17 protein-coding genes are annotated in these 17,878 nt (G+C 68.6%); 4 read left to right on the top strand and 13 right to left on the bottom strand.

All coding sequences use genetic code 11. The features are described 5' to 3' along the window. Window positions 1-44 precede the first annotated feature (44 nt). Complete coding sequence (locus HSX43_RS16575) at window positions 45-722, bottom strand: YjbF family lipoprotein (protein ID WP_179381249.1); 678 nt, start codon at window positions 720-722, stop codon at window positions 45-47. Next, a complete protein-coding gene (locus tag HSX43_RS16580; RefSeq protein WP_179381250.1) occupies window positions 719-2,857 on the bottom strand; it encodes a YjbH domain-containing protein in 2,139 nt (712 codons plus the stop codon). Before HSX43_RS16580 ends, HSX43_RS16575 begins: the two co-directional genes overlap by 4 nt. A 194-nt stretch (window positions 2,858-3,051) precedes the next feature. On the opposite strand from HSX43_RS16580, the gene HSX43_RS16585 reads away from it, so the two are divergent. Further along, window positions 3,052-3,822 carry an NAD-dependent epimerase/dehydratase family protein gene (locus tag HSX43_RS16585; RefSeq protein WP_179381251.1) on the top strand — a complete coding sequence of 257 codons (771 nt, stop codon included), beginning with the start codon at window positions 3,052-3,054 and terminating at the stop codon, window positions 3,820-3,822. Further along, window positions 3,819-4,460, top strand: coding sequence for a sugar transferase (locus HSX43_RS16590; RefSeq protein ID WP_179381252.1), 642 nt, complete (start codon window positions 3,819-3,821; stop codon window positions 4,458-4,460). The genes HSX43_RS16585 and HSX43_RS16590 overlap by 4 nt, the downstream gene beginning before the upstream one ends. A gap of 3 nt (window positions 4,461-4,463) precedes the next feature. Here HSX43_RS16590 and HSX43_RS16595 read toward each other — a convergent pair whose 3' ends face one another. The 8 genes from HSX43_RS16595 to hslO form a co-directional block, all read right to left on the bottom strand. Continuing rightward, window positions 4,464-5,243 carry an ion transporter gene (locus tag HSX43_RS16595; RefSeq protein WP_179381253.1) on the bottom strand — a complete coding sequence of 260 codons (780 nt, stop codon included), beginning with the start codon at window positions 5,241-5,243 and terminating at the stop codon, window positions 4,464-4,466. 5 nt (window positions 5,244-5,248) lie between these two features. Beyond that, a complete protein-coding gene (locus HSX43_RS16600) occupies window positions 5,249-6,466 on the bottom strand; it encodes a class I SAM-dependent RNA methyltransferase (protein ID WP_179381254.1) in 1,218 nt (405 codons plus the stop codon). A gap of 78 nt (window positions 6,467-6,544) precedes the next feature. Next, window positions 6,545-8,395 carry an ABC transporter ATP-binding protein gene (locus HSX43_RS16605; protein WP_179381255.1) on the bottom strand — a complete coding sequence of 617 codons (1,851 nt, stop codon included), beginning with the start codon at window positions 8,393-8,395 and terminating at the stop codon, window positions 6,545-6,547. Beyond that, complete coding sequence (locus HSX43_RS16610; protein ID WP_179381256.1) at window positions 8,392-10,233, bottom strand: ABC transporter ATP-binding protein; 1,842 nt, start codon at window positions 10,231-10,233, stop codon at window positions 8,392-8,394. The genes HSX43_RS16605 and HSX43_RS16610 overlap by 4 nt, the downstream gene beginning before the upstream one ends. 37 nt (window positions 10,234-10,270) lie before the next feature. Beyond that, window positions 10,271-10,855, bottom strand: coding sequence for a LysE family translocator (locus HSX43_RS16615; protein WP_179381257.1), 585 nt, complete (start codon window positions 10,853-10,855; stop codon window positions 10,271-10,273). Continuing rightward, window positions 10,852-11,991: a CCA tRNA nucleotidyltransferase gene (locus HSX43_RS16620; RefSeq protein WP_179381258.1), complete on the bottom strand. Its 1,140-nt coding sequence runs from the start codon at window positions 11,989-11,991 to the stop codon at window positions 10,852-10,854. Before HSX43_RS16620 ends, HSX43_RS16615 begins: the two co-directional genes overlap by 4 nt. Next, the gene (locus HSX43_RS16625) at window positions 11,975-12,568 is read right to left on the bottom strand and encodes a CoA pyrophosphatase (RefSeq protein WP_179381259.1); all 594 of its coding nucleotides are present in this window, start codon (window positions 12,566-12,568) and stop codon (window positions 11,975-11,977) included. Before HSX43_RS16625 ends, HSX43_RS16620 begins: the two co-directional genes overlap by 17 nt. Next, window positions 12,558-13,568, bottom strand: a complete 1,011-nt coding sequence (gene hslO, locus HSX43_RS16630) for an Hsp33 family molecular chaperone HslO (protein WP_179381260.1) — start codon at window positions 13,566-13,568, stop codon at window positions 12,558-12,560. The genes HSX43_RS16625 and hslO overlap by 11 nt, the downstream gene beginning before the upstream one ends. A gap of 108 nt (window positions 13,569-13,676) precedes the next feature. Here hslO and HSX43_RS16635 point away from each other — a divergent pair, with 108 nt between their 5' ends. Beyond that, a complete protein-coding gene (locus HSX43_RS16635; protein WP_179381261.1) occupies window positions 13,677-14,132 on the top strand; it encodes an NUDIX domain-containing protein in 456 nt (151 codons plus the stop codon). An 8-nt stretch (window positions 14,133-14,140) separates the two neighbouring features. Here the strand turns inward: HSX43_RS16635 and HSX43_RS16640 are convergent, their stop codons facing one another. Next, window positions 14,141-15,427: a PP2C family protein-serine/threonine phosphatase gene (locus tag HSX43_RS16640; protein WP_179381262.1), complete on the bottom strand. Its 1,287-nt coding sequence runs from the start codon at window positions 15,425-15,427 to the stop codon at window positions 14,141-14,143. A 128-nt stretch (window positions 15,428-15,555) separates the two neighbouring features. On the opposite strand from HSX43_RS16640, the gene HSX43_RS16645 reads away from it, so the two are divergent. Then, window positions 15,556-15,879, top strand: coding sequence for an Hpt domain-containing protein (locus HSX43_RS16645; RefSeq protein WP_179381263.1), 324 nt, complete (start codon window positions 15,556-15,558; stop codon window positions 15,877-15,879). A gap of 16 nt (window positions 15,880-15,895) precedes the next feature. Here the strand turns inward: HSX43_RS16645 and ilvA are convergent, their stop codons facing one another. Both ilvA and HSX43_RS16655 read right to left on the bottom strand, forming a co-directional pair. Continuing rightward, window positions 15,896-17,128, bottom strand: a complete 1,233-nt coding sequence (gene ilvA / locus HSX43_RS16650; RefSeq protein ID WP_179381264.1) for a threonine ammonia-lyase IlvA — start codon at window positions 17,126-17,128, stop codon at window positions 15,896-15,898. Continuing rightward, window positions 17,121-17,876 carry a hypothetical protein gene (locus HSX43_RS16655; protein ID WP_179381265.1) on the bottom strand — a complete coding sequence of 252 codons (756 nt, stop codon included), beginning with the start codon at window positions 17,874-17,876 and terminating at the stop codon, window positions 17,121-17,123. The genes ilvA and HSX43_RS16655 overlap by 8 nt, the downstream gene beginning before the upstream one ends. Window positions 17,877-17,878: the final 2 nt, after the last annotated feature.

The following is a 17,878-nucleotide window of genomic DNA, read 5'->3' on the forward strand; positions in this document are numbered from 1 at the left end:
GAGCGGCCACACTGGAACCTGCACATTTCTGCACCGCAGAACGGTCACTCGGTCAGGCGTGTGATCTCGAATGCGCCGAGTTCGGGACTGATTCGCTCGATGCTCTTGCGCACGGTTCCGTTCGCTTCGACCCAGTAGCGGTTGACGAAATCGCCTCCGCCCGCGCGGCAGTCCTCCTCGAACACCCGGGTCCGCTTGAGCTTGCCGTAGATGTTGAGCGTTTCCGTTCCGGTCAGGCGCACGGCGCAGATCATGTCGACCGTGTCGATCTTGCCCTCGGGCGTCAGGAAGCGATTGACGCGCAGGGCATCCGCCGCGCCCCCGGCGTCGAACGCAGCGTCGAGCGCCGCGACATCGGCGGTATAGAGATCGTGCCCGAAGCCGCGCGTGCCGACGATGATACCGTCACGGCGCAGAAGGCCGCGGTCGTCGCCCGAACGCCATTGCACCGTTCCACGATTGGCGGCCTCCGGGATTACCGTGAAACCCTGATTCTGATCGAGCTGCACCACGAGGAGCGCGGAGGTATCCGACTGCGCGATGAGCGCCGGCGACAGCACCTGACGCGCGTCGGGCGGCGGCGTGCGCCCCCCCGGACGCAGCACGTCGAACGCCGCCTGGCCGGCGACGAGGAGGGTGTTGCTCTCCTGCTGGTTGCCGCATGCCGCGAGAACGGTCAGGGCAAGGGCGGCAAGGGTCTTGCGCAAGGGCTGCATCGTCATCTCCAGAACCTTCCCCAATCGTCGGTCAGATCCGGTGCCGATTGTTCCCGCACCATCGGATAGAGCCGGTTACGCAGGTTGAGCCGCGCACCACCGTCGCGCAGGATCGGCTGGATCAGCAGGGACGAGCTCGTCTGCGTCTGCGTGCCGAGCACCCAGCTGAAGGGTACGGTGATACGGATGCCCCGGTCGAAGCTGCCCTCACCGAAATCCTCAGAACTCACGTTCGTCTTGGTGGCATAGGCACTGACACGCCACCCGTTGCTGAACTCGCGCGCCAGTTCGTAGGTCGCGCCGCGGTCGCCGGCCAGATACTGGCCGATCGACAGTTGACTGTGGAAGCCGTTGCCGTGGTTGTAGTAGCCGGTGACGAAAGCCGTGGTCGCGTCGATATCCTGAAAGCCGAGGCGCTTGTCGAAGTCACGCTGCCGGACGCGGTTGTATTCCACGCCGATCGCGAGCGGGCTGCCGTCGCGCTTCCACAGAAGCTCGGTCGAGATGCCGCCGAACTGCTCCTCGAGGTATCCGCCCGAGACGCGGGCATAGAGGTTGCGACCGGGCCGCCAGAGGTAATTCGCCGTCGCGAACTGCAGGAAGGGGCCGTCGGTGCGCGCGAAGAGGTTCGTGTCGGTCCGCACGCGTGTCAGCTCCGATTCGGAGCGCCGGGTCGATTCGTCCCGGTTTCCGACGATGCGTTGCCGGATCGCGCCTTCGAAGAGCACCCCCTGCACAGGTTCGTAGGAGCCGAAGAGCTGCGCCCCGAGGTCGATGCGCGCCGGATTGTCCGGATCGAAGGTGCTGAGCGAGACGTAGGGGCCGAGGCTCCAGTTGAAGCGCGGGAAGGCGTCGGGCTGCACGACGAGGCCCGTCCGGTCGAGCGTGGCGGCATCCACGCGCCCGGCCACGGCCAGGATCTCGGCCGTCCCGTTCGGGCTGTTCTCGAGGGCCTCGATATCGCTGCGCCGCAGGATCACCGCAGTCCCGGAAAGACCGCGTGCATTGAGCGGCACGAGCACGAAGGTCTCGACCGACGCCGGCAGGATGGCCGTCGCCCGTCGGGCGGCGCGGCCGATGGCCTGCGCGTTCGTGGTGTAGCGTGGGTTGCGGAAATGGATCTCGGCACGGTTGCCGTCGATTTTCGTGGCGACGACCTCGAGGCCTTCATCGTCGAGATCGTCGACGAGCCGTGCGCGGGTGACGACGGGCGTGACCCCGTCCTGCGTCCAGGCCGTGTCCCAGACCGCCGGGTTCGCCGAACGGTCGGGGCGCAGGGTCACCGGCTGAGGTCGCGCCTCGACACCCGAGCCGAAGGTGCTGCGCTTGGGGTTGAGCGTGAACTGAAGCGTCAGCCCGGCCTCCGCCCCGTTCAGGATATATCCGCCGAGGCGGACGCCGGGCCGCAGGGCATAGTCGAATCCGACGTTGATGGGCGTGCGCTGGTCGATGATGCCGCGGTCCTCCTCCACGACATAGGCGTCGGAGGAATACTCGGCCTTGAGGATGAGGCGGTCGGACCACTGATACTGGACCCCGCCGAAGAGCGCCGCGTCGCCCCGGAACAGCTGACCCGACTGCACCTGCCCGCCCTCGCCCACGTCGACGGGCGGGCGATCATCGAAACGGTCGCTTATCGCACCGAGCGGGTTGCCGAACCCGCCCCGCGTCGCGAACCGGCCCCAGCCGAGACCGCCTGTCACCGTGAAGTCGCCGAAGGATTTGGTGGCGACGAGGTATTCGGCCGCGTAGATGCTCGTACCGCCGAAATCCTGCAGCCCGACAGTCACCGCCGGACGATAGCGCCCCTCCTTGAGAAGCTGGAACCGCAGGTCGAAGCTGCGATCGTAGGTCCGTTCGAACTCTCCGCCGCCGACATTCAGGAAATCGGGAAGCGTGGCATAGCGGAACACCGCCTGCAGGCGCGGCAGAAGCTGGAACGCGATCTGTCCGCGTCCCACACCGTTCGAGAGCAGCGTCAGCGAGGTCGTCAGCTCCGCATCGGGCTGCATCTGCGCGGAGGGCATGTCGATCAGGCCCGGCACGCCGTAGCTGTTGATCGAGCGGATCTGCTGCGCGTCGGCCCCGCTGGCGAGGACAAGGGCCGCGACAAGGGCGGAGACGCGGGTGCGGATCGTCATGGCCAGGCCCTCCGTGGCTGTGCCAGACGTTCATGGCCCGAAAGTCGTCATCACGAAAGGGCAGGCCGGCGAAAACCGGCCCCACCGGCAAAGGACTGTCTTGATTCTGCAACTCCGCCGGGCCACCCCCTGTCAAACCCGCAACCGACGGACATCCGATGCAAAGAAACGCGCCTTCGCCCTCGGGCCTCGCCGTGACCGGTGCCACCGGCCGCATCGGGCGGATGCTGCAACGGGTCTGGTCGGGCTCGGACACGGCCTGGCTCGGACGCGGCGATGTGTCGGCCGACGGGTTCGCGGGCCGGGACTGCGTGATCGCGCTGGCCGGGGTGACCCTGGGCGATGCCGCGGCGCTCTCCGCGAATACCGGCACCGCCCTCGACTCACTCGAGGCGGCAAGGGCGGTGCGCGCGCGCCGTGTCCTGCTCTTTTCCTCAGCGGCGATCTACGGGCGTCGGACGGGGGCCCTCGGCGAGACGATGTATCCCACCCCGGCTGCACCCTACGGCACGGCGAAGGCCGCGATGGAGGCCGCGGCCGCCGAGTGGCGCGCGGCGCATCCCGAGGGGCCCGAAGCCGTGGTCCTGCGGCTCGGCAACGTCGCCGGGGCCGATGCGCTGCTGTCGAGGCTCGGCCCGGCGGTGCCGACGGTCGACGTCTTCGAGGACGGACGCGGCCCGCGCCGCAGCTATGTCGGACCGGTGACCCTGGCCCGGACGCTCCTGCGGCTGGCACGTCACCCGGATCCACTACCGCCCGTCCTGAACGTCGCCGCCCCCGTGGCGACCGACATGCTCGACCTGCTGCGCGCCGCGGGGCGCGACTGGACACCGGCAACGCCCGCGCCCACGGCCATCGCCGAGGTGACGCTCGATACCCGGCTCCTGCAGACGATCGCCCCCCTGCCTGCAGACGCGGCCGACGCGGACAAGATCGTCGCCGAATGGCGGGAGGTCTGCGGATGACGCCCGGCAAACGGCTCTTCGACGTGGTGTTCTCGATCTACCTGATGATGTTCCTCGCGCCCGTGATCGCCGTCGTGACCTGGAAGGTCTGGCGACAAGGGGACGGGCCGATCTTCTACGGCTCCGAACGTATGCAGACGCCGACCAAGGGCTTCACGCTCTGGAAGTTCCGCACCATGTCGGCCGATCCGAACGACGCGGGCGTCACCGGCGGAGACAAGTCCGCGCGGATCACGCCGCTCGGCCGCGCCCTGCGCCGTCGCCGCCTCGACGAGTTGCCGCAGCTGTGGAACATCCTCAGGGGCGACGTGAGTTTCGTCGGTCCGCGCCCGCCCCTCCGCCGCTACGTCGAGATGTTTCCCGAGCTTTACGGCGAGGTGCTGAAGTCCCGCCCCGGCGTGACCGGCCTCGCGAGCCTCATCTACGCCCCGCACGAGGCGCGCGTCCTCGCCGAGACGCGCACGCCCGCCGAGACCGAGGCGGTCTATACCCGCATCTGCATCCCCCGGAAGGCTCACCTCGACATGCTCTATCAGCGTCACCGCACGTTCTGGATGGACGTGAAGCTCATCAGCTGGACGACCGCCAAGTTCTTCCCCAAGCGCATCCGCCCGAAGCGCAAGGGCCGCTGGGTCTGACGCCTAGGAGCCGGACCGGTCGAGCCGCTCCTCGATCGCGGCGAGCTTCGCAAGCACCTCGTCGCGGTAGGCGTCGGTCGCGGCGTTCGTCTCCTCCGCGTGGGCGTCCTGCATGGAATTCACGACGAGGCCGACGAGAAGGTTCACCACCGCGAAGGTCGTCACCAGGATGAACGGCAGGAAGAACGCCCAGGCGTAGGGGTAGACCTCCATCACGGGGCGCACGATGCCCATCGACCAGCTCTCGAGCGTCATGATCTGGAAGAGCGAGTAGCCCGAACGCGGCAGCGTGCCGAACCACTCGGGGAAGGACGGACCGAAGAGCGTCGTCGCCATCACTGCGCCGATGTAGAAGATGATCCCCATCAGCACGAAGACCGAGGCCATCCCCGGCAGCGCCGTGATGAGGCCCTCGACCACCCGGCGCAGGCGCGGGAAGACCGACACGATCCGCAGGACCCGCAGGATGCGTAGCGCCCGCAGCACGCTGAACGACCCCGATCCGGGGATCAGGGCGACACCGACGATCACCGCATCGAAGAGGTTCCAGCCATCGCGCCAGAAGCGCCGCCCCTGCGCCACCATCTTGGCCAGAAGCTCGACCACGAAGATCACAAGGCATGCCGCGTCGAGAGCCAGGATAAGCGGGCCGGCCGCCTCCATCGCCGCGGGAACGGTCTCGAGACCGAGGAGGACCGCGTTGAAGAGGATCACCGCCGTGATGAACCGGGTCACGGCGGCACGGTTCAGGAAGGCATCGAGGCGGGTGCGAAAGGCGGTCATGGCGGTCAGGTCCGGTGGAAGGCTGCGACCAGCTCCACATGGGCGGACCAGCGGAACTGGTCAACAACCGTGACCGGACCCATGCGCCATCCCGCCTGCGAGAGCGTGGCGGCATCGCGGGCGAAGGTGCCGGGGTTGCAACTGACGAAGGCGATCCGCTCCAGGTCCGTGGCGTGCGTCAGCTGCGATACCTGCGCCTCGGCCCCCGCGCGCGGCGGGTCGATGATGGCCGCGTCAAAGCCCTTCAGGTCCTCGGGCAGCATCGGATTGCGGAACAGGTCGCGCACCTCCGTCGTGATCGGTTTGAGACCCGTCGCGCGGCGGATTCCGCCGTCGAGCGCATCGATCAGCGCGCGTGCGCCCTCGACCGCGTGGACGGGGGCCGCGCGCGCGATCGGAAAGGTGAACGTGCCGCATCCCGCGAAAAGGTCGACCACACGCGCGGCCCCGGCGAGCGTATCGACCACGCGCGAGACGAGCGCGGCCTCCCCGGCCTCGGTCGCCTGCAGGAAGGCTCCGGGCGGCGGCGTCACCCGCGCCGGTCCCATCGCGACCTGAGGTGGCGTCTGCTGCAGCGCCGGCTCCCCGTTCCAGGTGATACGGGCGAAGGACTGCGCGAGCGCGGCGAGACCCAGCATCTCCTCCCGGCCGAAGGGCTTGGCATCCTCGATGGCAAGGTCGAGCCCGGTCGCCGACTGCGTCAGGTGCAGCGTCACCTCCGACCCGCGGGCGGCGGCAAGGCGCGTGACCTGTTCGAGAGCGGGGCGCGCGGCCAGCAGCGCGGGGTCGAGCAACGTGCAATCGGGGATCTCGACGATCGCGGACCCGCCCGCGACGTGGAACCCGACCTGCGCGCCCTTCTTCGTCTTGAGCCCCGCAAGCGCGGCGCGGCGGCGGCTCTGCGGCGGCGAGGTCTCGACCCCGGCGATTTCGGCATCGAGCCCGGCACGGGCCAGCGCGTCGCGGACGAGACCCGCCTTCCAGTCGGCCACGAAGGCATCGGAAGCATGTTGCAGGGCGCATCCGCCGCACCTCTTGTAATGACGGCAGGGGGCCGCGACCCGATCTGTCGAGGGTGTGACGATCTTCGGCGCGGGGATACGATCGCCCACGATCTCCCCGGTCACGACCTCGCCCGGCAGGCTGCGCGGCACGAAGAGCGGGCCGTCCGAGATGCCATCGCCGTGGTGGCCGAGACGGGTGATGCGATGCGTCTGAGTCATGCGCGCGTCCTGACCGATCCGCGGCGCGCAGGCAACTCCGGTCGACCGGAGTTGCAACCGGCATCGACGCCGGTTCGCCTATTCCGCGGCCAGTTCCTCGACACCGATGAACCCGCCCGACTGCCGCTCCCAGTAGCGGGCGTAGGTGCCCTTTGCGGCCAAGAGTTCCTTGTGGGTGCCCTCCTCCACGATCCGACCGTCCTCCAGCACGATGATCCGGTCCATCCGCGCGATCGTCGACAGGCGGTGGGCGATGGCGATGACGGTCTTGTCCTCCATCACCCTGTCGAGCGCGGCCTGGATCGCCGCCTCGACCTCAGAGTCGAGTGCAGATGTCGCCTCGTCCAGCACCAGCACAGGCGCGTCCTTCAGGATCGCGCGGGCGAGTGCGATCCGCTGCCGCTGCCCGCCCGAGAGCTTGACGCCGCGCTCGCCGAGGAACGCGTCGTAACCGGTGTTGCCCTTGTGATCGCGCAGCCCGGTGATGAACTCATGCGCCTCGGCCCGGCGCGCGGCATCCTCGACCTCGGCCTGGCTCGCGTCTGGGCGACCGTAGAGGATGTTGTCCCGGGCGGTGCGATTGAACATCGCCGTCTCCTGCGTAACCATCCCGATCTGCCGGCGCAGGCTGTCCTGGCTGAGCGTGCGGATGTCGCGCCCGTCGAGCGTGATGCGACCCTCCTCGGGATCGTAGAGCCGCAGGATCAGTGCGACGAGCGTCGACTTCCCCGCGCCCGAGGCCCCGACGACGCCGATCTTCTCACCCGGTGCGACGCGCAGCGTCATGTCGGCGATGCCGCCCTCGTCACGCCCGTAGGCGAAGCTCACGTCCTCGACCGCGATGCGCCCGTCGGCGCGCGCCATCTCGACCGCGTCCGGCGCATCTTCGAGTGTCGGGCGCGGCGTGAGGGTGTTCATCCCGTCCTCGACCTCGCCGATGTTGGCGTACATCGCCATGAGCGTGAAACTGACCCAGCCCGACATCTGGCTCAGACGGATGGCGATGGCCCCGGCGGTGGCGATCTCGCCCGGGGTGGCCTGACCCGCGCGCCAGAGCAGGAGCGCCCCACCGATCAGAACGACGGGCAGCACCCCGGCGAGCGTCATCAGCGTGAAGCGAAAGCCCGTGGACATGCGCCCGAAGGCGATGGACCTGCCCCGCAGCGCGCCCATCGCGTCGAGCGCCGCGCGGTCCTCGTGTTCTCCATGGCCGAAAAGCTTGACCGTCTTGATGTTGGTGATGGTATCGACGACCTGCCCAGTCACCATCGCGCGCGCCGCCGCCCGTGCCTTCGAGCGCGCCCGGATGCGCGGCATGAAGAAGCGGAACATGAAGACATAGCCCACGAGCCAGACCGTCAGGGCGAGCGCGATGCGCCAGTCGATGGCGATCAGCAGAAGCGCGGAGCCGATCACCGAAGACAGGGTAAAGGCGACGACGTTGATGAGCTCCGACGTCACCTCGGTCACGGCGCGGGCGGTCTGCATCTGCTTGGTGGCGATGCGGCCGGCGAAATCGTTGTCGAAGAAGGTGACCGCCTGCCCCATGGTCCAGCGGTGCAGCCGCGACTGCACGAGCGGATAGACCGAGGGCGTGACCGTCAGGCCGTTGAAGGCGGCGGAGGCCCCGAAGATGATCGGGCGCAGCACGAGGTAGAACCCCACGAAAAGCATCAGCAGCGCCGCGTTGCGGACGAAGTAATCCTCCGTCCCCGCGACCGCGCTGTCGATCACCGCGCCGAGCAGGAAGGCAGTCACGATCTCCGTCACGCCGGCCAGTGCCGAAACGGCGAAAGCCACGAGGATCACCGGCCAGGCCCCGGCGAGGCACCAGCGGAAGAAGGCGCGCAGCTCCCGTGGAGGCGGCCCTTCGGCCCGGTCGAACGGGTCGATCCGGTCGCCCATCCAGGTCAGCAGGCGGTCGATCATTCCGCGGCCTGCGTGTTGATGAATCCGCCCGACTGCCGCGCCCAGAACTGCGCGTAGAGACCACCCTGCTCCAGCAGTTCCTCGTGGGTCGCCTCCTCGATGATGCGCCCGTCGTCGATGACGAGGATCCGGTCCATTGCAGCGATGGTGGAGAGGCGGTGGGCGATTGCGATCACCGTCTTGCCCTCCATCATGCCATAGAGCGTATCCTGGATGGCGGCCTCCACCTCCGAGTCGAGGGCCGAGGTCGCTTCGTCCAGCACGAGGATCGGCGCGTCCTTCAGGATGACGCGGGCCAGCGCGATGCGCTGCCGTTGCCCACCCGAGAGCTTCACGCCCCGCTCGCCCACCTGCGCGTCGTATCCGGTGCGGCCCTCGGGGTCGGCGAGGTCGAGGATGAAGTCATGCGCCTGCGCCTTACGCGCCGCGGCCTCCACCTCCGCGTCGGTCGCGTCGGCGCGGCCGTAGCGGATGTTGTCGGCAACCGAGCGATGCAGGAGCGAGCTGTCCTGTTGCACCATGCCGATGGCGTGGCGCAGGCTGTCCTGCGTGACGCCGCGGATGTCCTGCCCGTCGATGGCGATGCGGCCCCGTTCCGGGTCGTAGAACCGCAGCAGCAGCTTCACGAGCGTCGACTTGCCCGCGCCCGAGCGGCCGATGAGCCCGACCTTCTCGCCCGCGCGGATGTGCAGCGTCAGGTCGGTTACGCCCCCCTTCGCACCGCCGTAGTGATGCGTGACGCCGTCGAAGGACAGCGCCCCCGCCCCGAGCGTCAGTGGCTTCGCATCGGGCGCATCGGTCAGGTGGATGGGCTGGGCGATGGTCTCCATCCCCTCCTCCACCACGCCGAGCGAGCGGAAGAAGGACGTCAGCGCCCACATGATCCAGCCGGTCATGGCGTTCAGCCGCAGGACCAGTGCCGTCGCCGCCGCCACCACGCCGACCGACGAGGTGCCCGACACCCAGAGCCAGACGCCCCAGCCGACCACGCCGACGATCAGCAGGCCGTTCAGGACGACGAGCGAGATGTCCATGATCGAGAAGATCCGCATCTCGGCCTGGAAGGTGCGGCGCGTCTCCTCGATGGCCTGGTGCGCATAGTCGAGCTCCTTTCCCTCGTGGGCGAAGAGCTTGACGGAATGGATGTTCGAATAGGCGTCGACCACCCGGCCCGTCGTCATCGAGCGTGCGTCGCTGCTGGCCTTGGAGGCGGGGCCGACGCGCTGGATCGTCCAGCGCACGAGGACACCGTAGAGGACGAACCACGCGATCAAGGGCAGCACGAGCCGCGGATCGCCCGTCCAAAGGAGAATCGCCGCCCCGATCAGGTAGGCCAGCGCGAAGGCGATCGCGTCGAAGACCTGGAACACCGCCTCGCCGGCGGCGGGCGGGGCCTGCATGATGCGGTTGGCGATACGGCCGGCGAAGTCGTTCTCGAACCAGCCAACGGATTGGCGCAGCACATGGTTGTGCGCCCGCCACCGCATCAGCGTCCCGAAGTTCGGCAGGATCGACTGGTTGAGCAGAAGTGTGCTCACGCCCTGCAACGCGGGCCGCAGGATGAGGATGAAGAGCGCCACGAGAAGGAGTTCGACCCCATGCTCGGACAGGAACGTCGCCGGCGTGCTGGCCGACAGGATGTCGACGAGCCGACCCATGTAGTAGATCAGCCAGACCTCGACCACGGCCACGACCACGGCGACGGCCCCGGTGATCGAGAACACTCGCGCGAAGGGGCGCGAGTAGTCCTTGAGGAAGGGCCAGAGCCGGGCGGGCGGCGAATCGTCCCCCTTATGCGGCGCATAGGGGTCGACCATGTTTTCGAAGTAGCGGAACATCGTGGGGTGCCTTGTCTGCAACCCAGAGTATAGGCGCTCAGGCGGCGAAGACCATGAGCCCCGAACCGGCAAGCGCAATTGCCATAATCGTCGTGAAGATCCGCCAGGCCCGTGGCGTCGTCAGCAGATAGGCCAGCAGCGTTCCCGCGAATGTCCAGAAGAGGCAGACGAAGAGGTTGATGCCGCTGAAGGCGCTGCCGATGCGCAGGGCTTCCAGCTGGGCCGGAAGATCGCTCGCGTAACCCGATGCGGCAGCGAGCGCGATGATCCAGATCTTCGGGTTCACCCATTGGAAGAGGACCGCCTCGACGAAGGTGAATGGCCGGTCGCGCCCGCGGGCCTCGGGCCCCGCAGCGGACCGGAAGAGCTTCCAGGCCATCCAGAGGATCCAGGCGACGGCGACGACCTGGAGGGCGAACTTGAGCGCGGGAATGGCGAGCAGGAGCGCCCCGACCCCGAGTGCGGTCAGGCCCGCGGTGATGCCGACACCGGCGGCGACGCCGAACACGTGCGGGAGTGTCGGACGGAAGCCGAACCGCGCGCCGGATGCCGTCAGCAGGATCACGTTCGGACCCGGTGTGAACAGGCCGAAGAACACGAAAAGGTAGAGCGGGTCGATCACGCGCGCGCCGCCGCGATCAGCTCCGTCTTGGAGACCTCGCCCTCGCGCGCGCGCCAGAGACTGCGCGCCTTGTCCAGACCGGCGCCGAGGGCCGCGCCCTGGAGGTCCGGCATCAGGTCTCGCGCCCTTAGCGGAAACTGCGCCGCATTGCCCTCTCGCGCCGAGGTCAGCGCCGCAGGGTCGGGCGGCAGCCCCATGAGCGCAGCGCGGATCAGGAGCGCATCGACCGCACGCAGACCCAGCATGTCCCCGAGAGCGAAGGGCGCAATATCTTCCCGCGCGGCCTGGAACAGGGTGTCGCGCGTCTTCGCATCGGCGCGCGAAAGGCGCAGGCCCGCGGCATCCCCCCCGAGGAGCGCAAGCCGGGCGAGCCAATCCGCGTCAGGGGCCATGTGAATGAACACCGGAAGCGCGGTTGCGTCGGCCCCCGGCAGGATGCGCTGCAGAATACCCGCCTGCGCCATCGCCGCGACCACCGGAGCCGGATCGGGCGCGGCCAGGAGCTTGCAGGTCTCCGCCCCGATCCGCTCCGCGCTGATCCGCTCGAGCCCTTCGGCCAGCGCCGCGCAGGCGGCGAGGCCCTCGGCATCGAGACCCCGCGCCGGGTCGCCGTACCAGGCCGTGAAGCGGAAGAACCGCAGGATGCGCAGATAGTCCTCCCGGATCCGCTCCTCTGGGTCGCGAATGAAGCGGACGTGCCGCGCCTGCAGGTCCGGCAGGCCGTGGAGCGGGTCCACCACCGTGCCGTCGGCCTCCGCGTAGAGCGCGTTCATGGTGAAATCGCGCCGCCCCGCATCCTCGGCGACTTCGGTGGTGAAGGCCACCGTCGCATGGCGGCCGTCGGTGGCCTCGTCGCGCCGGAAGGTCGTGATCTCGTGCGGCAGCCCGCCGGAGACAACGGTGACGGTGCCGTGGTCGAGACCGGTCGGAATCGCCTTCAGCCCAGCGGCCTCGGCCAAGGCGATCACGCGTTCGGGGGTGGCATCGGTCGCGATGTCGATGTCGCTCACCGGCGCGTCGAGCAGCGCATTGCGCACGCAGCCCCCAACGGCGAGCGCGCGATGCCCCGCGTCACTCAGCATCGCGAAGACCGCCTGCGTCGCGGCGGTGGTCAGCCACTCACCCGTCAGTTTCATCGAAGCGCCCCGCCAACCCCCGCAAGATCCGGGCCGTCGCGCCCCAGATGTAGTAGGGACCATAGGGCACGGCGTAGTACCTGCGCCACTCCCCGCGCCAGCGCCGTTTCTCCACCACGAAGCGCGCGGATCGCAGGACATGATCGGGCGGGACGGTGAAGACCTCCTGCACCTCGCCCGGTTCGGGCACAGGTTCGAAAGCGGCGACCTGCGCCACGACCGGTGTGACAGTGAAGCCCGTCACCGTTTCGTGGCTCGGCAGAGTCCCGAGGATCTCCGCCGCGCCCTCTGGCAGGCCGACCTCCTCCCGCGCCTCGCGCAGCGCAGCCTCGACCGGCCCCTCTCCCTCGTCGAGCTTGCCGCCCGGAAAGGCGATCTGCCCTGGATGGTGGCGCAGCTTGCTCGACCGCTTCGTCAGCATGAGCCGCAGGCCCCGCTCCGTCTCGACGAACGGCACGAGGACGGCCGCGTCCCGCAAGATGCGCCGGCCCGGCAGGATGACATCCGGGTTCAGGTCGAAATCGGAGGAGGCCGCGCCGGATCTCTCCAGCGCGGCCCGAAGTGTCTCAGGCGTCATCGGGCTCTTTCGTCGCCTCGAAGCCGAGCGTCGCCGGATCGAACTCGTAGTGCGCGCCGCAGAACTGGCAGTCGGCGGTCACGATGCCCTCGTCCGTCGTCATGTGCGCGATGTCCTTCGCCGAATAGATCGACAGCGACTGTCGCACCTTGTCCGGCGAGCAGGTGCAGCCGAAGCGCACCGGCTGGCTCTCGAAGACGCGGGGGCCCTCCTCATGGAAGAGCCGCAGGAGCAGATCCGCGGGCGACACCTGCGGGCCGATGAGCTCCATCTCCTCGGTCGTGTCGAGCAGTACGTTCGCGCGCGTCCAGTTCTCGCCCTCGTCGTCCGAGAGGATGTCCTCCGCCGTGAGCAAACCGCCCTGCCCCGATCCGCCCTCGTCCTTCAGGAGCGGACTGGCCTTAGGCATATGCTGCAGCATCACGCCGCCGGCGCGCCATTGTTCCTCCTCGCCCGGAAGGGTCGAGCGCCCGTAGGCCAGGGCGAAGCGCGTCGGAATCTGCTCGGACTGCGCGAAGTAGGTCTGCGCGCAGGCCGACAGGCTCCCGCCGGCGAGCGGCGTGATGCCCTGATAGGGGGCCATGTCGGGGCCCTGGTCGATCAGGATGGCGAAGTAGCCGCTACCCACGAGGTCGAAGGGGTTTCGGTTGGCCGCGGTCATCTCGTCGAGCCGGTCGCGGTCGTAACTGGCCCAGGCGCGGATGCGCGCGGGCTCCCCGTCCTCGGTCGGGCCGTAGTAATCCGTCGCCAAGAGCCGGGCCGGCCCATCGCCGCGCACCTGCAGCGAGAGCTTCCAGCGCAGCTTGATCGTCTGACCGATGAGCGCCGTCAGCAGCGCCATCTCGGCCACGAGCGCCTCGATCGCCGGCGGGTAGTCATGCTGGCGCAGCACGTCCTCCAGTACGCCGTCGAGGCGCGCGACGCGACCGCGGATGTCGGACGCATCAAGCTGGAACGGCAGGACGGTATCATCCCAGAGGCGGGTGGTGGCGTCGGTCATGGCCAGACTCCTTCATGCCACACGGCCGGTCGAAACGGGTTTCGCTCCGCCGCGGGGGCTGTCAATTGAAGGGTGTCATATAGGCACCGCAGCGTCAGGACCAACCCCATGCTCCACAGCCCCGCCATTCCCCGCGCGGGACGGCCGCCCGAGCGCGGCCGCACCTATCGGCTGCGCCACGGGGCCTATGCGGTGTTGCGGCGGGGTGACGACGTCCTGCTCACCCGGCAGGTGACAGAGGACGTCGACGAGTTGCAGCTTCCGGGCGGGGGCATCGACCCGGGCGAGACGCCGCTGCGCGCCCTCGTCCGCGAGTTGCGGGAGGAAACGGGCTACACCACCATCGTGCGGGCCCGGCTCGGGACGTTCCGCATCTTCACCTACATGCCCGACTACGGTTTTCACGCCGAGAAGCTCTGTCACATCTACCTCGCGTGCCCGGGCCTGCGCCTCGGCCCGCCCGAAGAGGCGGGGCACAGCGCGATCTGGTTGCCGCTTGCGGTGGCGGCGCGGCGGGTAGCGAGCCCGGGTGCGCAGGCGATCCTCCGGAAGCTCGCCGCCTGACTGGCACCTCAGCGCGCGGCGAGGCCCTGCTGCACCCCCGCCGGTCGATCGTAGCGGAAGAGCAGCATCGAGATGTCGTCGGCGAAATCGTTGATCCCCGAATGGGCGGCCAACGCCGCCTCGATGGCGTCGACTGCGGCGGTTGCCCCGTCGGGCACTTCGGCCAGAACCTGCATCAACCCCTCCTCCTCCAGCATGTCGCCCCAGGTGTTTTCGCATTCCGTCAGCCCGTCGGAGTAGGTCAGGAAGGCATCGCCGGGCCGCAGGGTGACGGCGGTGCAGTCGAACCGCGCCTCCGCGAGCATACCGACGGGCATCCCGCCCGCGCCCAGTCGCTCCACCGCGCCCGAGGCCCGGCGCAGGAGCGGGTGCGGATGGCCCGCCTGGCAAAACGCGACCTCGCCGCTCTCCATGTCGACATAGGCCAGGACCGCCGTGAAATAGATGTCGGTGCTCATCTCCGTCAGCATCAGGTCGTTGAGGCGCGCCATTACCTCGTCGGGGGCATAGACGTCGTGTCCGTTCGAGCGAAAGGCGATGTTCGCCCGCCGGGAGTTCCACGAGAAGAGGGCCGCGAGCCGCCCGGTCAGCAGCGCGGAAGCGACGCCGTGGCCACTGACGTCGATCGAATAAAGGCCGATCCGCGTCTCCGAGATCGGGAAGTAGCCCACGAGGTCACCCCCGATCTGCCCCGAAGTGACGAGGCGCAGCGCCACATCGGAACCTTTCGTGCTGTACTGGCTGGGCGGCAGAAACGCGCGCTGGAGCTTGCGCGCCTCCTTGAGATCCTGCTGCATCGCGTCGTGGAGCGCGCTGAGGTTCGTCAGCGCGGTATGAACCTCGTGATTTCGGTGCTGCAGCGCCTCCTGCATCCCCAGAATGCGCCGGCCGGTGTTGAGCCGCGCCCGCAGCTCTCCGAAGTCGAGCGGCCGGGTGACGAAATCGTCGGCTCCCGCCTCGAGCGCGAGCGCCTTCTTCGCGCGGTCCGTCTCGGAGGTCATCAGGATGACATAGGCATAGTCGTCGCGCGCCATCTGCCGGAAGGCACGGCAGAAGTCGGGGCCGTCCATCCCCGGCATCTGCCAGTCCGAGAGGATCATCCCGATCGGCGCGTCGTCGTCCGACATGCACAGAAACAGTGCCTGTCCCGCATTTTCGGCCGTCACCACGTCGAAATCCATACGCGTCAGGACCGCGCTCAGCAGCTGTCGCTGCGCGGCACTGTCGTCGACCACGAGCACGCGCAGGCGGGCCTGGCTGGGCGGTGGTTCGGGTTGGGCGGTGGCGTCGATCATCGCATCCGTTCGTCCGGCTGCACTTCTCTTGCATGGCCCGGCCTTAAGGACAGGTGAACGCTAAAATCCGTCGCGTTTTTCCGAGCCGCGTTAACCCCGCGTTTCCGCTCTACCTCCAGTCTTCCCCCATGATTGACCATGCCCGGATCGAGGAACTGCGCGCGGAGATCGGCAGCGACGACCTGTCGTTCATCGTGACCGTCTACGTGGACGAGGCGCGCGCCACGCTCGCGCAGCTCCGCTCCGGGCTGCCCGACGAGCAATGCCGCCGGGCCGTCCATTTCCTGCGCAGCGGGGCGCTCAACATCGGATTGCGCGGCATCGCCCGCCTGACCGCCGAGATGGAGGACGACCTCGCCGCCGGGCGGCCGCTCCGGCAAGCCACCTGCGCCAGCGACCTCGACGAGATGCTCGACCGCACGCTGGGCGAGCTCGGCCCCGTCCTCGCCTGAGGGGCGCGAGCTGGCTTCAGACGACCAGTTCGCTCACGAGCGGATCGGCGGTGAGGTCCCGCGCGGGCAGGCCGCTTTCCTCCATCCGCGCCTCGAGGCGGGCAAAGGCCTGCGGCGCGCTGCTTTCGATCCCGATGAGGACCGAGCCGAAGTTCCGCGCCGACTTCTTGAGGTACTCGAAGCGGGCGATGTTGTCGTCGGGCCCCAGCAGGTCGAGGAAATCGCGCAGGGCCCCCGGGCGCTGCGGCATCCGGATCACGTAGTACTTCTTCAGTCCCGCATAGCGCATCGCCCGCTCCTTCACGTCGGGCAGGCGCTCGAAATCGAAGTTGCCCCCGGTCGCCACGCAGACGACGCGCCGCCCCTCGATCTCGGGTCCGAGATCGCGAAGCGCGTCGATCGAGAGCGCGCCCGCAGGCTCCAGCACGATACCTTCGGTATTCAGAAGCTCCTGGATGGTAATGCAGATGCGGTTCTCGGGCACGCGCAACACGTGCTGCGGCGGCACCTGCCGCAGGATGTCGAACGTCCGCGCGCCGATCCGCGCCACCGCGGCCCCGTCGACGAAATTGTCGAGGCTGTCGAGCGTCACCGGCTCCCCGCGCGCGAGCGCCGCCGTCAGGCTCGCGCCGCCCGAGGGCTCCACGTAGCGGATGTCGGGCACCTTCCCGCAGGCGCGGAAGTAGGCCAGCATCCCCGCCGACAGCCCGCCACCGCCGACCGGCACGACGATCAGGTCGGGCAAAGTCTCCATCTGCTGCAGGATCTCCACGGCGACCGAGCCCTGCCCCTCGATCACGTCGTCGTCGTCGAAGGGCGAGAGGAAATGCGCGCCGCTCTCGGCGCAGAAAGCCTGCGCGGCGGCGAGCGTGGCGTCGAAGAAATCCCCGGTCAACCGCACCTCGACCCGGTCACCCCCGAAGAGCCGCGTCTTGTCGATCTTCTGCCCGGGCGTCGTGACCGGCATGAAGATCACGCCATCCACCCCGAGGTGCCGGCACATCCAGGCCACGCCCTGCGCATGGTTGCCCGCGCTCGCGCAGGCCACTCGCCCGCCCGCGAGCTTGCGCATCGCATTGAACGCGCCCCGCAACTTGTAGGAGCGCACGGGGGTCAGATCCTCGCGTTTGAGCCAGACGTCGGCCCCGAACCGATCGGACAGGTAGTCGTTCCGCGCCAGCGGCGTCGCGGGGAAAACCTCGCGCATCGCGGCGGTCGCGGCTTCCGCGCGGGTCGCGAAGTCAGTCAAGGGGACGCCCCTCCACCACATGCCCGTAAAGCGCCGTCAATGTGCCGACGCCCAGCATCAGACCGATCCAGCCGGTCACGAACTGATAGAGCGTGGACAGCACGACACCCGTGTCCTCGATCAGGAGGGGAAGCCGCAGAAGGAACGTCACGCCGAGCGTGAGGAAAGCCAGCACGACGACCGTCTGCGCCTGCCCCTTGGTTGCGATCAGCGCCTCGTTCATCGTCATGGCCTTGCCTGCAGCCCCGGCCGGGAGGATGACCCCGATCCGGTAGAAGACGATGCAGGCCGCGAAGAATCCACCGGCCGCGGGCACGAGTTGCACGCTCGGCCCGAAGAGAGGGATGAGCAGCACGCTCAGCATCACCACGACCGTCAGCGCGGCGAGGAAGGCGACGAGCAACGTCAGCATCGCGCGGCCCAGATAACCCGCCATCAGGTCGCCCCGGAGCGCGGGCACCCAACCGGCGCGCTCTTCGCCTAGGAGGGCATAGCGGTGCCAGGCCACGGAGACCCAGATGCTCGCGAAGGCCCCGACCAGCAGGGAGCCCATCGTCCCGAGGAGGTAGCCTTGCGGCGGCGGGTTCTCTGGATCGAGCGGCACGCCGACCCATTCGGGATAGCTCAGCGCGACCCAGAGCCCGGCCCCGACAGCCAGCGCGTAGGGCAGAAGCGACACTCTCAGCGCCGACAGCAGGTTGTCGGTGATGAGCGTCAGCGCGCGGATGAACAGCTTCCAGCCCAGCATCT

Origin of the sequence: Jannaschia marina (assembly GCF_013404595.1) — a bacterium.
Classification (GTDB): Bacteria; Pseudomonadota; Alphaproteobacteria; order Rhodobacterales; family Rhodobacteraceae; genus Jannaschia; species Jannaschia marina.

Bases quoted from the DNA above. Each gene is read 5' to 3' on its own strand.
- HSX43_RS16575 (WP_179381249.1), bottom strand. From the start codon at position 722: ATGACGATGCAGCCCTTGCGCAAGACCCTTGCCGCCCTTGCCCTGACC.
- HSX43_RS16580 (WP_179381250.1), bottom strand. From the start codon at position 2,857: ATGACGATCCGCACCCGCGTCTCCGCCCTTGTCGCGGCCCTTGTCCTC.
- HSX43_RS16590 (WP_179381252.1), top strand. From the start codon at position 3,819: ATGACGCCCGGCAAACGGCTCTTCGACGTGGTGTTCTCGATCTACCTG.
- HSX43_RS16595 (WP_179381253.1), bottom strand. From the start codon at position 5,243: ATGACCGCCTTTCGCACCCGCCTCGATGCCTTCCTGAACCGTGCCGCC.
- HSX43_RS16600 (WP_179381254.1), bottom strand. From the start codon at position 6,466: ATGACTCAGACGCATCGCATCACCCGTCTCGGCCACCACGGCGATGGC.
- HSX43_RS16605 (WP_179381255.1), bottom strand. From the start codon at position 8,395: ATGATCGACCGCCTGCTGACCTGGATGGGCGACCGGATCGACCCGTTC.
- HSX43_RS16610 (WP_179381256.1), bottom strand. From the start codon at position 10,233: ATGTTCCGCTACTTCGAAAACATGGTCGACCCCTATGCGCCGCATAAG.
- HSX43_RS16620 (WP_179381258.1), bottom strand. From the start codon at position 11,991: ATGAAACTGACGGGTGAGTGGCTGACCACCGCCGCGACGCAGGCGGTC.
- HSX43_RS16625 (WP_179381259.1), bottom strand. From the start codon at position 12,568: ATGACGCCTGAGACACTTCGGGCCGCGCTGGAGAGATCCGGCGCGGCC.
- hslO (WP_179381260.1), bottom strand. From the start codon at position 13,568: ATGACCGACGCCACCACCCGCCTCTGGGATGATACCGTCCTGCCGTTC.
- HSX43_RS16635 (WP_179381261.1), top strand. From the start codon at position 13,677: ATGCTCCACAGCCCCGCCATTCCCCGCGCGGGACGGCCGCCCGAGCGC.
- HSX43_RS16640 (WP_179381262.1), bottom strand. From the start codon at position 15,427: ATGATCGACGCCACCGCCCAACCCGAACCACCGCCCAGCCAGGCCCGC.
- HSX43_RS16645 (WP_179381263.1), top strand. From the start codon at position 15,556: ATGATTGACCATGCCCGGATCGAGGAACTGCGCGCGGAGATCGGCAGC.
- HSX43_RS16655 (WP_179381265.1), bottom strand. From the start codon at position 17,876: ATGCTGGGCTGGAAGCTGTTCATCCGCGCGCTGACGCTCATCACCGAC.